General features: G+C 45.3%; 14 protein-coding genes and 2 tRNA genes. 12 read left to right on the forward strand and 4 right to left on the reverse strand.

Annotation, left to right across the window (positions count from 1 at the left end):
- The first annotated feature begins 208 nt into the window (after positions 1–208).
- The 6 genes from rph to PJI16_19890 all read left to right on the forward strand — a co-directional run bounded on the left by rph (position 209) and on the right by PJI16_19890 (position 5,128).
- The gene (gene rph, locus PJI16_19865; GenBank protein MDT3779821.1) at positions 209–934 is read left to right on the forward strand and encodes a ribonuclease PH; all 726 of its coding nucleotides are present in this window, start codon (positions 209–211) and stop codon (positions 932–934) included.
- Positions 935–945: 11 nt separating this feature from the next.
- Positions 946–1,560 (forward strand): XTP/dITP diphosphatase, encoded by a 615-nt coding sequence (locus tag PJI16_19870; protein ID MDT3779822.1) that lies wholly within the window; start codon positions 946–948, stop codon positions 1,558–1,560.
- Between the two features lies 1 nt (position 1,561).
- Positions 1,562–1,638: transfer RNA gene (locus PJI16_19875), tRNA-Pro, on the forward strand.
- Positions 1,639–2,615: 977 nt separating this feature from the next.
- Positions 2,616–2,936, forward strand: coding sequence for a hypothetical protein (locus tag PJI16_19880; GenBank protein ID MDT3779823.1), 321 nt, complete (start codon positions 2,616–2,618; stop codon positions 2,934–2,936).
- 885 nt (positions 2,937–3,821) lie between these two features.
- Positions 3,822–4,556, forward strand: coding sequence for an EAL domain-containing protein (locus PJI16_19885; protein MDT3779824.1), 735 nt, complete (start codon positions 3,822–3,824; stop codon positions 4,554–4,556).
- A 431-nt stretch (positions 4,557–4,987) separates the two neighbouring features.
- Positions 4,988–5,128, forward strand: a complete 141-nt coding sequence (locus tag PJI16_19890; GenBank protein MDT3779825.1) for a hypothetical protein — start codon at positions 4,988–4,990, stop codon at positions 5,126–5,128.
- Here PJI16_19890 and PJI16_19895 read toward each other — a convergent pair.
- A complete protein-coding gene (locus tag PJI16_19895) occupies positions 5,125–5,751 on the reverse strand; it encodes a hypothetical protein (GenBank protein MDT3779826.1) in 627 nt (208 codons plus the stop codon). The two genes, PJI16_19890 and PJI16_19895, sit on opposite strands and share 4 nt — an antisense overlap.
- A 563-nt stretch (positions 5,752–6,314) precedes the next feature.
- Between PJI16_19895 and PJI16_19900 the strand changes: the two genes are divergently transcribed.
- Positions 6,315–7,178, forward strand: a complete 864-nt coding sequence (locus PJI16_19900) for a DsbA family protein (GenBank protein MDT3779827.1) — start codon at positions 6,315–6,317, stop codon at positions 7,176–7,178.
- 149 nt (positions 7,179–7,327) lie between these two features.
- Positions 7,328–7,404, forward strand: a tRNA-Arg gene (locus tag PJI16_19905).
- 187 nt (positions 7,405–7,591) lie between these two features.
- Here the strand turns inward: PJI16_19905 and PJI16_19910 are convergent.
- Both PJI16_19910 and PJI16_19915 read right to left on the reverse strand, forming a co-directional pair.
- Positions 7,592–8,572 (reverse strand): BRO family protein, encoded by a 981-nt coding sequence (locus PJI16_19910; protein MDT3779828.1) that lies wholly within the window; start codon positions 8,570–8,572, stop codon positions 7,592–7,594.
- Between the two features lie 4 nt (positions 8,573–8,576).
- Positions 8,577–9,269 carry an IS1595 family transposase gene (locus PJI16_19915; GenBank protein ID MDT3779829.1) on the reverse strand — a complete coding sequence of 231 codons (693 nt, stop codon included), beginning with the start codon at positions 9,267–9,269 and terminating at the stop codon, positions 8,577–8,579.
- A 394-nt stretch (positions 9,270–9,663) separates the two neighbouring features.
- Here PJI16_19915 and PJI16_19920 point away from each other — a divergent pair, with 394 nt between their 5' ends.
- The 3 genes from PJI16_19920 (at position 9,664) to PJI16_19930 (ending at position 12,333) form a co-directional block, all read left to right on the forward strand.
- The gene (locus PJI16_19920; GenBank protein ID MDT3779830.1) at positions 9,664–10,386 is read left to right on the forward strand and encodes a hypothetical protein; all 723 of its coding nucleotides are present in this window, start codon (positions 9,664–9,666) and stop codon (positions 10,384–10,386) included.
- Between the two features lie 286 nt (positions 10,387–10,672).
- Positions 10,673–11,623, forward strand: a complete 951-nt coding sequence (locus PJI16_19925) for a hypothetical protein (GenBank protein MDT3779831.1) — start codon at positions 10,673–10,675, stop codon at positions 11,621–11,623.
- An 11-nt stretch (positions 11,624–11,634) separates the two neighbouring features.
- Positions 11,635–12,333 carry a queuosine precursor transporter gene (locus PJI16_19930; protein MDT3779832.1) on the forward strand — a complete coding sequence of 233 codons (699 nt, stop codon included), beginning with the start codon at positions 11,635–11,637 and terminating at the stop codon, positions 12,331–12,333.
- Between the two features lie 377 nt (positions 12,334–12,710).
- Here PJI16_19930 and PJI16_19935 read toward each other — a convergent pair whose 3' ends face one another.
- On the reverse strand, positions 12,711–13,013 hold the full coding sequence (locus PJI16_19935; protein ID MDT3779833.1) for a hypothetical protein: 303 nt from the start codon (positions 13,011–13,013) through the stop codon (positions 12,711–12,713).
- 241 nt (positions 13,014–13,254) lie between these two features.
- Between PJI16_19935 and PJI16_19940 the strand changes: the two genes are divergently transcribed.
- On the forward strand, positions 13,255–13,683 hold the full coding sequence (locus tag PJI16_19940) for a hypothetical protein (protein ID MDT3779834.1): 429 nt from the start codon (positions 13,255–13,257) through the stop codon (positions 13,681–13,683).
- Positions 13,684–13,962 lie beyond the last annotated feature (279 nt).

Below are 13,962 nucleotides of genomic sequence, written 5' to 3' on the forward strand. Positions count from 1 at the left end.
TGGTATATAACTCAGAATCGTAAGAAATGATTCCCGTTGCCAACGAAAATAAAAATGCAGATGGTACGTTATCACCATCCTATTAGATCAGCCATTCTTTAAAATTCCTGAGGTTAACGTGTCTGGCGCATTTGTGTTTTGTCTGAGCCCTCTTTATAATTCAAACCCTTTTTTTTTAATGTGAGGAATGATGTTACCGACACTTGGAATTTCGCGAACAGATAATCGACGGGCGGATGAACTCCGACCTGTCAAAATTACCCGTCCCTTTACCAAATATGCGGAAGGGTCAGTGCTCATTGAAATGGGAGAGACGAAGGTCGTCTGTACGGCTTCAGTGGAAGAAAAAGTCCCCCCATTTTTACGGGACAAGGGGCAAGGCTGGATTACCGCTGAGTATGGGATGTTGCCTCGTTCGACCCATGACCGGATGTCCCGTGAAGCCAGCAAAGGCAAGCAGGGCGGACGAACATTGGAAATCCAACGGTTAGTGGGACGAGCGTTACGAGCCGTCACGGATATGCGTCAAATGGGTGAACGCTCCATTTGGATTGATTGTGATGTGATTCAGGCGGATGGGGGAACCAGGACTGCCTCTATCACTGGCGCCTACATTGCCCTAGCTGATGCCTTTTCGACTTTGAAGGAGAAAGGTTTGATCAAGCAATGCCCGCTTCTGGATTATCTGGCGGCTATCAGTATCGGAAAGGTGGCCGGGGAAATCCTGTTAGACCTGGCCTACGACGAAGATTCCAAAGCTGACGTGGATATGAATTTAGTTATGACGGGGAATGGCCGGATGGTCGAGGTGCAAGGAACGGCCGAACAGTCTCCCTTTTCCAAAAAAGATTTGGATGAGTTTTTGGCAATGGGATGGGGAGGTATTCAACAATTGATTACCTTGCAGAAGGAACTCATCGGCTCTATTTCCTAATTTTGGTCCCCATGCCGGTCATCGCCTCATTAGTCCTGGCGACAGGAAATCGACATAAAGTTGAGGAGATTCAATCCATTCTCAATGATGTGGACATTCCTATGCTTACCTTGAATGAATTCCCTGATTTTCCCGCTGTGGAAGAAGATGGCGACACCTGTCAAGCTAATGCCGTCAAAAAGGCCGTAGCCACAGCAAAATATACCGGACACTGGGCCTTGGCCGACGATACCGGGTTGGAAGTGGATGCGTTACAGGGACGTCCAGGGGTCTATGCGGCCAGATACGCGGGTGAGCATGCCACCTACGAACAGAACTGCAAAAAATTATTGCAGGAATTACACGGGGTGCCTTCAGACCAGCGAACCGCCCGATTTATCACCGTGGTGGCGCTGGCCAATCCTGATGGGCAGACAGAAACCGTTGAAGGCGTGTTAGAGGGAATTATCACCCAGGAGTTTCATGGGACAGGTGGATTCGGGTATGATCCAGTATTCTATGTTCCTCAACTAGGAAAAAGCTTAGCCGAGATGACCTTTGCAGAAAAAAACCGCATCAGCCATCGAGCTCAAGCGGTCACCAATGCTAAGAGTCTTCTCACCGCAGACCGCCATCTAGCAAAATAGTCGGGGCGTAGCGCAGCCCGGTAGCGCGCCTGCTTTGGGAGCAGGATGTCGGAGGTTCAAATCCTCTCGCCCCGACCAATATAAACAAGACCTTACGCAATCTCCTATTCCTCGTTTACTCCCGCTGTCACGGTTTTTGTCATAGTATCGTTTTCAATTCCTTCCGAAAAAGGCCCCAGTCCTCCCCTCCTTTTCCTTCACCGTTCCATACCTCGCGATCGCTTCAATAGCTTCCTTCAAATGGGTAGGGGACAGGTGGACATAAAGCTGCAACATAGCTGTCCAGGTATGTCGAAAAGCAGGGCTGCGATCGTGCGGTCGCTTTTTACAATCGTCATTAATTGACAGCCAAGGGTATGCAGGGTGAAAAGCTACTTAAACGGGAGTGTGCCTTTTTTTAGGGATTAAAAAATTGACAGAGATTAGGATTCCACGTTATTCAGGCATGGACGGAGAAATGCCGAAGAATACGGCTAAGAATTAATCAAGTGATATGGAAAAATTATATTTTCATCGGCGGGTTGTCGAATATTTTCCCCACCTAGGGCACAATATTCTCACGTTTTATGTTTTCATTCGGTTGTTTCAATGGTCCATTACCTTTTTCAGCGACCCTCCTCGTGAGGTGATTTTCAATATCGATCCTGAGATATATAATATGGGAATTCTCCACCTTGTCTCTTTAATGGTTGGCCTTTTCTTGATATTTAAAGTGCGCTGGAGTCCGCTGCTAGCTCAATTGTACCAACTATTTCTTGTGGCTCATCCCATTTTTTTGCCGTCAAAAATGTCTGAGCTGATTGCGGCCGTCCTTATCCATGGTCTTTGGATTTTCTACTTTAGTTTCTCCCCAATGGTGAGAGACTTGTATGGCCCCAATGTGGGGTCGTTTATTGTTAAATCTCCCACCACATGAGAAAAATGCGTCCTTTTAATCTTCCCGAAAGTGAATGGGCCAAAATGAAGCATATCCATTCTCATCCTGGTGGAAATCAAACAATTATTCATCATTGGAAAAATCTAATAAACGGTTCAAGCCAAGGATTTAAGTTTAAATGAAAAGAAAAGTTTTGCAATTGGCGGCAGCCAATTTGGTCTTGGGCTTGCTCAATGGGAAAAATCTACCTGATATCGCAACAGAAGCTCTGGTGGAAGGAGAGGATTCCCATTCCTTGAGAATTTTGGCTGGCCTCCTTGAGCCATCTTCCTCAGAAGGACAAATACTTCTAGAAAAAGTATTTCTGGAACTGGCAATACTCAAGCCAAATCGAATCGAGGCTGTCCTTCACCTCTCAAAAGAAATTGCAGGAAAAATACTTGAAGGGCAACCTTCACCCTATCAAGGGTCCAAAAAGTTAGTGAGATTTCTTTATTAGTTCCTTCGGAAGACATTCTTCCCCTTCACCCCTTTATTTATCGGGCTAGTGAGTGGGAAGAGCGCCCAGAAGATCACGCTTTTATGGATAATGCAATTATTGAAGCGGCAAAAGATTTAAATTCCCATACTGAAAATGAGGAGAAGCAGTAGGTAGCTTGGGGATTAGGAATAGGTTGAATGTAATTATCTCGAATGTATGCCGGAGATGTTTGTTTTTGACTGTATTCGGGGATATCTCAGAGAAATACGTCGATCATAGTCATTGGCCCGTTGACTTGCCATGTTTTGCCTCACGGCAGAGATCAGGCGTCGCATGCAGGTCACGAAGTCGCTTAATGAATGCGAGACAGAGAATTTCCAACGCCCAGGTTTGGGCAATAGAGGGTAGGGGAAGGGGAGAGAATTTTTAGGAAAAAATTGTCACGGTTAGGCAATGCCACATGGTACTATTGCAACGAACACCAAGCATCGAAAGACCTTGTTGCTATTGATGAATCTGTGATACTGTGCCGCACCATGTTGACTGGCGTTGCAATATACAATCTCCTTTGGGAGCAGGATGTCGGAGGTTCAAATCCTCTCGCCCCGACCAAATTCTTCAGTTCTTCCATCATCTGATCTTCACGATCAGGACACCAACGTCTACTTTCGCCAGCCTTTGCCTTCCTAGCTCGGTGAGAGAGACCTCTTTAAATAAGTCAGGCACTGTGTCTGCATGACCCCGTGAACTTGATTGTGTGTGCTTGGGTCGAGAAGAAGCGACCGCTCGCCGTCGCCTCGTTATCTGAGGTAAGGTACCACTGCTCCGACTTGACCAGGCGAGATTACATCATAGGCAGGTTCTTGAAGATACGATCCATAGATAGACGCACGCCCACCACTTATGTCCGTTATTTCTAGTCATACCGTTCGGGCTTCCGTTTTTGCGAAGTACCAACCCATCATCGATCTCACTACCAATCGGATCGTAGGCTGTGAAGCCCTCGCCCGCTGGCGAGCGGACGATGGCCGTGAGACCAGCATTGAACCCCTCATTGAGGAGCTCGAATCGCAGGAGGACTTGGCCTTAGAGTTAACCACCTGTATGTTTACGTGTCTTAAAGCGGATTTAGGCACTCTGCTGGTCGAACATCCCACATTTTCTGTGAGCGTGAATCTGCCCCCTATTGTCATGGGGAAAAACAAGATTTTGCCGGTGCTTGAGAAATTAGCGTTGATGGACCATCTCCCGCAGCTCACCGGGGAAATCACTGAACGGCAAGCACTCAATGAGCAAGGTCGGGAGGCCATCCGCCAGGCTCGGCAACTTGGCGCCCGAGTGGCCATTGATGACTTTGGCACCGGTCAGTCTGGACTCCAACAACTCATTGGACTGGAAGTGGACACGATTAAAATTGACCAATCCTTTATTCGGCAGCTGGGGACTAATATGGCGGCGGAACGGCTGGTGCGTGGGATTGCAGCCCTGGCCGCCATCCTGAACGTGGATATTGTGGCCGAGGGTGTTGAGACCGCCGAACAGGCTTTCTTTCTGCGAGCCATCGGGATCGAAAAGGGGCAAGGCTGGTTGTGGGCGAAAGCCCTCACCCCCACTGAACTACGCAAGTGGCTGAGCTAGCGAGGCGCGATCATCTGGCTACCATGCCGGGCATGGCGGTCGTTGTCTAGAAAAGCCAAATAATCAAAGTCCAACCATTGACCTTCTCATGAGCCTGACTCCTCACGAAGTCGGGTTTTGTTGTGTGAGGCAAACTTAGGGATGGAGTCAAAACAAAAAAATCCTAGGCTCCCTCATGCGTACGGGATCCGATAGTCCCAAAGCTAGATGGGGCAAAGGTGGGTAGGGTATTCTTGGAGAATTTTGATAGAAAATTGGTCACGTGTTTTGTCACAGTTGAAAATCAAAACGTCTGAATTTTGTTACGCTTAAACTGAACCATCACGTCTCATGCAAGGTCATAAATAAAAACACATTCCCTTGCCATTATTGACGTTTCTATATTCCTTCTCACATTGTGTTGATGCGAGTGGCATTAGGTATTCCTCCTTTTGACGGAGGATATCCGAGGATTCGACGGGACATGGTATGCCGATCCGGCCCCTCATGTCTTGCCAGGTGATCTCCTGGTGAATAATCGGTATCGCGTCAAAATTGGTCGTGAGGTTGGCACGCCCCCCATTGTGATCTAATTATTTTCAAAGATCGGAGGGGCCTCCATATCGGTCTGTCTCCAGTTGAAAAAGAAAAATGCCGTATAGACCGTTTGAGTGACCTGTCCTACCTGCGGCTCCGTTGAGGCAAAAAAACGACCGGATGCTCTTTCGAAAATATCAAAATAAAAGCGCACATAGCCCTGGCTTTGAACACGTTTATAGAAAGCCAATTCTGGTGTGGCGATGGGAAATATCGTGGCCTGGGTGGCTGGCAGCCCCAACAACCTCGCATTTTGGGTCGTTCCTATAGACTCAACGATTAAATGCACACGGTACGTCGCCTCGTTTGCCTCTTCCCGAATGATCACTCCTTGTTGCCCTAGCCACCCGGTCACGACCTGTTTCATATGCTGCTGGATGACATCTCCGTTGAAACTCTGGTCCACCCTCAGATCTGAAGCGGTGAGGAAGATTGATGCCCCTTTAAGAATGCCCACATCAGAACGCTTCAGGCCTTTGTTGATCGCTGAGCTGAATAACAATTGCTCCGTGGGTGTCAGGGGATCCGAAGCCTTCTTGGAGGGTATGGCGCAGGCGGACAACATACTCAGAATCAACCCACAAGTCATGATAAATCGCACCGTCTTTATTCGGGTCATTTTGCCTTACTTCCTCATTTCAGGGTGATGGTCTAACTCCGACTTCCTCAAACCGAGGCGTTCGGCAGGGCCAGAGCTTCGATAATTCTTGCAGGAAGTAAAATGAGTCCATTTCATTGCTGTGGCAATTTGCGATTGGGTTGAGGACGCTATTCCAAATTATTGAAACGGATCTGTTGGCTCCGGATTCAATGCGGACCCGAATTTTTTGTCTGCACGATACGCCCAACACCCTTTTTCTGTTAGTCCGTTGCCGTTTGCCTGATATTGATCAACGCATCGCATGGTATCCCTTGACTGAAAGTCCATCTACCTGACCCAAACAAACCGGCTGATTTTTGATCGGTCAACAAAAAAAGTCAAGAAAAATCTCGTCGAACTCGGTTTCAAGTGGTTGTGGGATCCGCGTTGATCCATGCAATGGAATTCCTCGATCTTCTGATCTGGATTTGTTACCTTCCCTTTGAGATTGGGTTTTTATCGAGGTGGATCGTGATAACATTCGCACGATAGCCTGTCTGATGAATTGGGAATTTTTTATTGAAAGTTATTGAAAGGCGACCATGAATCGACGAATTCAGGAAATTGAGAAGCAGAAGAACACACCCAGAGGACAGGGAGGTCTCGCCCGAGGACTGATCGGCCTGCTGGTCTGTGTCAATTTGCTCATGATCAACCCTGGATTGGGCCAGGCCGTAGTTGAAGACGATGTCCGGGTCCTTCGTGAGGATATGGAGCAGGTGAAGAAGGATCTTGCTGAAATTAAGAGCATTCTTCAGAGTGCGATAAAACGGCCAAGTCCGGAGAAAAGCACCGGCACCGTGGGTGTGACCGGGGGTGCAATGCTGGGGGAAACCGATGCCCCGGTGACGATCGTGGAATTCTCGGACTATCAATGCCCATTTTGCCAACGGTATTCATTGACGGTGTTCCCTGTGCTCAAACGTGAGTATATCGATACAGGAAAAGTCCGGTATGTCTTCAGAGATTTTCCCTTAAGCAGCATTCATCAACAGGCGGGAAAGGCTCATGAAAGCGCACGCTGCGCCGGAGAATTCAATAAATACTGGGAGATGCATGTTGCGTTGTTTCAAAATCAGAAAGATCTCACCGTTCCCTCGTTGAAACAATATGCGGCTGACCTGGGACTGGATTCCACGACGTTCGGGGAATGCTTAGATAGCGGCAAATACGAAGTGAATATTCAGAAGGACGTTGATGATGGTGCTGCGGCTGGCATTAGAGGGACCCCATCGTTCTTTATCGGGAAAAGCGGCTCAGAAGACTCCATCACTGGAACGATTGTCCGTGGAGCACAACCCCTGGCGAATTTTCAAACAATCATTGATCAGCTCCTGGGCGATCATGCAGAGGACGTTGATGCTCCCTCCGTACCCGGTGAACGTTCTCCAGCTCCTCTGCCGTAAGCCCTATTCCCTGTTTACGAATCGGCAGGACTTTGGTGGTCCCTCAGACTAAGAATATTTGGTGCGTCAGTTGAAAATCACAAACATGGCCAGAACAGCGTCCAAGGTCGTTGACTCAAACTCACCAACTATGCGATTTTCCTAACGGGGCGCCCGTAGCTCAGTTGGATAGAGCACCGGCCTTCTAAGCCGGGGGTCGCTGGTTCGATTCCAGCCGGGCGCACCAATAAAAACAACGTCTTGTAAATTTATTCCATATTTGTATTTTCTTTAGGTGCGTATGCGGTGCGAGACGTAAAGCTGGGTATAACTAAATTTTTTTTAAAAATGGAGAAAATGTAGCTTTGGAAATAAATTAAGGAAACTATATACTTGTCGTACCAATTTCATGGAGGTCCAAAAAAAAGGAGTGGCTAGTCAGGAAGTTTTATTTGTTCCGGCTTAGGCCCAGGGAGGAAGTTTTCCTTCGTGACAACTGGCTTGCCCATTTTCTTTTCAATATTTCTTCTTGCACTTCCGGCAACATCCCCCCCAGCTATTGCTGCATTCTTGTTTTCATAGAACCCTTGAGCGTTTTGCGTCTTGGCCATTTCAGCCGTAGTCGTTTCGCCTAACATAGTTAGAGCTAATTCTAGAGGAGACATATGGTCCCTCAGATTGTGTGACTTTTTGAGTCCCTTTTTTGCTTTGTGTTGTTCAACCTGCAAATCAAATGTTCCCTTAGAGATAGTATTACTCAAAATTGCAAATTCAAGTCCCTCTTCCACCCCCCTCTTTTTCCATTCACTTGTTAATTCTTTGCGACTAGTTATTGTCTGCAAGCGTGACCTGACCCACTCATCGGAGTACCCCTTGGCTTTATAGGTGAGCATGGCTCGCTTGATGGCAATTTCTGGATCTTGAATTTCCTGAATTCGCTCATATCCGACCTTGGCTAGCCACTTCTTAAATGGTTGTGCTTTTGGTGACGGGATAGATTGAACAACCCTAAAAACTGTTTCAGCGTTTGCTCCATCTGTCTGGCGCATTTTTCCGTCAGAAGCCAACATTGGCAACTGTACGATTTCATCGTATAGTTCAGAAAAGCCTTCATTTTCAACTAGTTTCCTTTTTAGGTCACTCCAATATTGACTGGGCCTATCAGATCCCGTTAGGGCTCCAATGACATCTACAATTGAAAAAAACCATTCATCATCATGTAAGACTTGGCGAATCTCTTTACCACGAAACATGACTAATTGGGTCTCGCCTTCTGTGACTACTGCCTTGGTCCCGCCCTGCTGGCCAATTTCTTCCTTTGTGACTTTCGCAAATCGCTGTATAGCTTCTTCTGTGCTCATTTCTAGTTTGATGGGCTTTTCGTACACGCTGCTTTCTTCTGGCTTCTTGCTCATGCGACTACCTCCTTGTAAGTAATGCGCCCGCCGCGCATTGGCCCAACAGCCCATTGACTCTTTGCCCTTCATTTAACTGGAGCGTGTTATATCTATAGGAAAATTCGTGCAGGTAAAAAGGCAGGTGTTTTTGGCTAGCATGGTGGTATATTCCGATTTTTCCTCGCTTCAGAAGAGACCAAGCTCCCTCAATGGCATTGGTGTGCCGATCCCCAACGCTATATCCCCCGTCGCGGTGCGTGATAATTTCCTGCTTATTCTTTTCCTTGCCACCAATATAAGTTTCGTCAATTTCTACCGGACCGGCCAATGGCTCCTGAAAGGATTTGGTTTCTGTCGCAAATCTCAACCTTTGAAGCATGAACCAGGCGGTTTTTTGTGTGATCTTAATATCTTTTGCTAATTGGGTTGAAGCAATGCCCTTCTTATGTGAGGAAATAAGATAGATGGCCATAAACCATTTACGGAGAGGGATTTTACTCTCCTCAAAAATAGTCCCAACTTTTATGCTAAAACGTCGCAAACAAATTCCGCATTTGTGGTTCTTGTTATCTGTAAAATGATAAACCTTATTGGCACCACAATGAGGACAGTAGACTCCATTTTTCCAACGAATACTACGAAGATGATTGATGCAGGATTGCTCGTCTTGGAAGGTTTTCATCATTTCGTAAAGGCTGGAAAATTGTTTAATCAAGACTATCTCCTTTTTAGTATAAAAGGAGCATAGCATGAGATTCTAGGTCACACAAGTATATAATAATATAAATCAATTGTTGCTTCCTCGTTCTAACCAGTCAACTTTCCCTCCCTGTTAATTTCCATCTAAGCCAAAAAAAATTATTCTAAAATAACAATTAAATTCTCGATATTATTCGGTTTTTGGTTTAAGCTTCGGACTACAAAAAATAAATCGCCTTGAAACATGGGGTGGCTCAAAGTGTTGAGGCCATAGTGGGTGATTTACTTTAAGGTTTATTGGATCCAAGAGTGAATTCACATTGAATAGTACAGGTCAAAAACCGCATCGCAAGGCAAGATATATCGCAAAGATCGCCACCAGAGTCTAACAATAATGGAATCCACCTAGTATGAGCATCCAAGATTACATTGCTGCTCAAAGGGCAAACATTTCGTCCATCAGTCAGCTGCCGCACTTTTCCAAACTCGGTGATCTCACTTATAGACTCTATGAAAGTGCCGTTTCCCTTGTACCTAGATCTTTCCCCCGGCATTTTGGTCTATTACTCCTCATTTGCCACCGGTCATTTTTGTCAGCACTAACTTTGATTGGTCAGGCTCAGCCAGACGATGCTGCCCCGATTAGCCGACGGGCTATCGAAGCAGCCAGACTTGCCTTAGCCGTCAAGACAAATCCGGAGAGTGCTAGGGAATGGTTTGCTCATGAACAGAGGATGGAGCGTTGGCAAGCTAGGTATAGGGGGGAAAAGCCAAAAAAACCAGTCATACCGAAGCTTGATCTGCCAAGCGGCCATCTGATCTTGGCCAAATTAGAGGAGCATCTTGGTATCCTTTCTGACTCGTCTGTTCATTTTACTCCTGAATATTATGGTTCGCAGCATTGGATTCGAAACGGAACAAAGTACGAACTTCTGGACTTCACTCCCGACCAGAGAGCAATTGAATGCAGTCTGATTATTCTCATTGGGCTACATGGCAGTATATTGCGCATATTTGACGAATGCCTCGATGGTCCCTTTTTCTCGGACGACCAGTGGAAGCAGGTATGGGAGCAGAAAGAGATAATTGGCCGGCAATTAGTTGAAGCAACTGAAGGGCTTGAGGAGGCCTGAAACTACGCCTAGGTAATAGTTGATTTTGAGTTGGCAAGATTGCCGTTGGTTCTCAAATTCATTCAGAGGGTAATGATGCGGGATTTTTTCGGGTTTTTGAACGAGGTATTTTTTCTTATAAAAAATTATAATAATTTGTCGGGAAAAATAGCCGTTTATGATAAATACAAAAATTTGTAATCTAATGTGATTTTCGAATAAAAAACATAAAGGGGAAAAGTTTTATCTCTATTGGTGAGGGAAAGGTTTTGGCCCATGCAGAATAAGTTATTGGATTAGCATTGCCATGAACAATAAAATAATTTTTCTCTTTTCTTTTTTAATTTTTATCCCTTTATTAGGGGTAACTCAGGCAGATTTTACTTCTGTTAAAGCATCGGCCATTATTGACCTTGGCGACTCTCCAGATTCTACGATTGTTAAAGTTTCCTTCGATAGAACAACCTCAGAAGGTCCAGCCCTGCTTGTTACATCTTTAAATCTTTCACACAAAGATTCACCGAAGAGAATGGATCAATTAAAAGTCACCCCTATAAGTAATTACCTTTCACTTCTTACAGGGTGGTTTGTGGTCCAACAAGAAAGCCAAGAATTGTGGGTAGGGATAACATTACCCGCAGGCGAAAATCATGGGGAAATTGAATTAGTTGTTCCGGGGATGTTGAAGCTGGTAAGTGATTATCCAGAGATTTATGAGTTATCTTATCAACCATCTGGCCCAATGCTGTCTCAATTGGCAGGCTCAGCACAAGGAGCTCAACATGCCAGAATGGAATCTATTAGATTATCTTTGCCCAGCTGGGGGGAGATAATTAAGGAAAAATCTACTGGCTGGAAAAGAGTGCGAAGCAATTATTATACGCCAGAAAACAAGGAAGGAATGTTAAGCATTTTAACGGTAAAAAGTAATCCTGGCACTTTTTCAATTTGGATGAAAGGTAGTATGGTGCACTACTTTAGTGCAATGGCATTCGGTGTAATTGCTGTCGGAGTTTTATTTGGACCGCAAGCACATTTAACTAAGAAGCATCGTTACTTATCTCTTGGAATTGTGATGGTAGGATTCACTTTGCTTATATTTTTGGGTGGAGGATTTCCTCCAAATTTAAAAAAAATTATCTTTGATGGAGATTATATTTTAGGGTTTATATCTCCATTTGTTTTAGTGGCTGTATTTCCTTTGGGTTGGAGCGAAACTATAAAGGAGTTTTTTCATGAGGTCCGAAATGCCACATAAGGGATTAGGATATGAACAATGAAATTTTGTTTTTTCTCGTAACAATAATTGATCTTCTTTTTGTTCTGTTGGCCTGGAAGTTAGGCAAGGAGTGGGTCTATATTACAATTGTTGTAAATGTGATATTGGTTTCTACATTCGCTGCCAAACTTATTCCGATATTTGGTCTTGTCACTAATGTATCTAATACCTTTTATGCATCTATTTTCATTGCTACTGATATTTTAACTGAGCATCATGGGAAGAAAGTTGGTTATCGATCTATTTGGATGGGGTTCATTGGATTAGTGCTTTTTGTATCGATGGGACAGTTTGTTTTGAAATTTGAAATAATTCCAGAAAGTGAAAAAGTAGCTATGGCAATGGAAGTGGTTTTTAACGCCGTTCCAAGGATCGCAATAGCATCCTTTATTGCCTATGCTATTGCGCAGAGCTTAGATATTTGGCTTTTTCACTATATTGGGGAGAAATCCAAGGGAAGGTACCTCTGGTTGAGAAACAATGGGAGTACCTTTGTTTCTCAGTTAGTTGATAGCATAGTATTTTTTTCACTTGCTTTCATTGGAACAGTTCCTTTTCCTGTACTTCTGAATATTATATTTACCGGGTACCTTGTGAAATTGATTGTGGCAGTACTTGATACTCCTATTATTTATTTATCCTATACCGTAAAGGGAATTCCTGTGCCGGGGGGAGAGAAAAGAATCTAGGCTTAATTTTGTTTTAGAAAAATGGGTAGTCCAGAATTTTATTTACATTGGCAGTAGAAATATGTGCTAATTTTGCATTGCTAATCCGCGGGCATGAACCCCTAGCAAAAATCTTACTGACGTTTCAATAAATTTTCTTCTGTTCTGGGGCAAGTGTCCTTGCCATCGGCCACCCCCCTTAACCCTTCCACACGAATACCGTAAAAACCGTGACACATGCTTTCCTGAGCAATATCCTAATTTAATTCTCCAAGTAATCTGGCTATCGTAGGTTTCTTATTTGTTTTAATTAGAAAGGAATATAAGATCGGAAATCCCCTTTTAACGCATCATTTTTCTATAGGCGCTGACGCCCTGCCTGTAGAGTGTACTTCCTTCTATTTCTTTTTTACCCTAAAAGACATAATTGCAAAATCTAGTGAGGTAAATGGGGCTTCAAGGAGAGCCGTAGCCGGAGGATTTTCTCGAAGAAAGGTCTTATAAGCCCGGGGGTCGCTGGTTCGATTCCAGCCGGACGCACCACCAACCGCAACATCCACGAGGGAAAAACATCCCGCCAGGTCATTTACACCCTCATCACCAAGCACATTGTTGCCGATCTTGAGCAAGACGTCCGGCCATAGGCCAGAACGTGGAACGCTGAACACATCGCAGGAAAGATTAGCCGGCCATTGCGGCACAACGGAATGCCTTATTTCGGCATGAGTATCCTGGTGCTTTGGTCTTCCGCGTTCCTCTAACCCCTGATTGCCATCGGTGGTTGAGGGCTTTTTATGGTTCCTGCAAACAAAGAATGCAGCTTGGTCTTTCCTATATCTTGTGGGACTTGCAAGGCGACATCCTTTAATCTGTACATGGATTTTTTGAAGAAATTTGCTAGACTTCCCATCCTGTCTTAGGTCTTCATTTCAGGGTGCCTTTGTGGAACTGGATTCCAAAAAACGCCATCTTCTCACCCGACAACGCGATGAGCGGGGTGAGTTGCTTTACGCTCTGGAACTGCTACACGCCAATTTTCAAAAGCAATGTGAAGAGGTTCGGAGGCAGGTGCGGAAAAGCGCCTTTAACCGGGAGATCACCCGCGCAGGCCGGTACAGGGAAGAAAAACGCTTTTGGGAATACGTGAACAATATCATCGAAGATATCCATTTACTCACCTGGAAAAGAGCCGCCATTTCGGTCTGTCAGGCTCAATATGCCAGAAAGCTCAAGGTCTTAGAAGAAGAACTCCGGGAGTTGGAAACCACCCATCGCAAAGAACGCATCAATTTGCGCTATTCCGGTCAGCCGCCCCAGGAAAATTCTTCTGACCACACCAGCATCACGCCTCCCTTTTATTTTCCGCTTTGAGCTTCACACTCCCTTTCCAGACTCTACACGTTGCTCACCACCAGGTTCCCTGCCCTCTCTACAAAAAACTCCCATTGTAAGGTCCAAAGGATATTTCATTCGTAGACTTTCTTTTGGTGTTCCGCATAGTGGTTGCGGTGGGGTTTTTTAAGACCGTCTTTCTTCGTTTGTTGTTTTCCACTATTCACACCAGTCAGGTGTACGCTTCCCCGTCAAGGGGACAGTTGGTACCTAGAGCTTTCAGTTCTCGCTGATCCAGTTTTGCGGGATGACGTCCGT

Origin of the sequence: Nitrospira sp. MA-1 (assembly GCA_032139905.1) — a bacterium.
Classification (GTDB): Bacteria; Nitrospirota; Nitrospiria; order Nitrospirales; family UBA8639; genus Nitrospira_E.

Bases quoted from the DNA above. Each gene is read 5' to 3' on its own strand.
- PJI16_19870 (MDT3779822.1), top strand. From the start codon at position 946: ATGCCGGTCATCGCCTCATTAGTCCTGGCGACAGGAAATCGACATAAA.
- PJI16_19880 (MDT3779823.1), top strand. From the start codon at position 2,616: ATGAAAAGAAAAGTTTTGCAATTGGCGGCAGCCAATTTGGTCTTGGGC.
- PJI16_19885 (MDT3779824.1), top strand. From the start codon at position 3,822: ATGTCCGTTATTTCTAGTCATACCGTTCGGGCTTCCGTTTTTGCGAAG.
- PJI16_19895 (MDT3779826.1), bottom strand. From the start codon at position 5,751: ATGACCCGAATAAAGACGGTGCGATTTATCATGACTTGTGGGTTGATT.
- PJI16_19900 (MDT3779827.1), top strand. From the start codon at position 6,315: ATGAATCGACGAATTCAGGAAATTGAGAAGCAGAAGAACACACCCAGA.
- PJI16_19910 (MDT3779828.1), bottom strand. From the start codon at position 8,572: ATGAGCAAGAAGCCAGAAGAAAGCAGCGTGTACGAAAAGCCCATCAAA.
- PJI16_19920 (MDT3779830.1), top strand. From the start codon at position 9,664: ATGAGCATCCAAGATTACATTGCTGCTCAAAGGGCAAACATTTCGTCC.
- PJI16_19925 (MDT3779831.1), top strand. From the start codon at position 10,673: ATGAACAATAAAATAATTTTTCTCTTTTCTTTTTTAATTTTTATCCCT.
- PJI16_19930 (MDT3779832.1), top strand. From the start codon at position 11,635: ATGAACAATGAAATTTTGTTTTTTCTCGTAACAATAATTGATCTTCTT.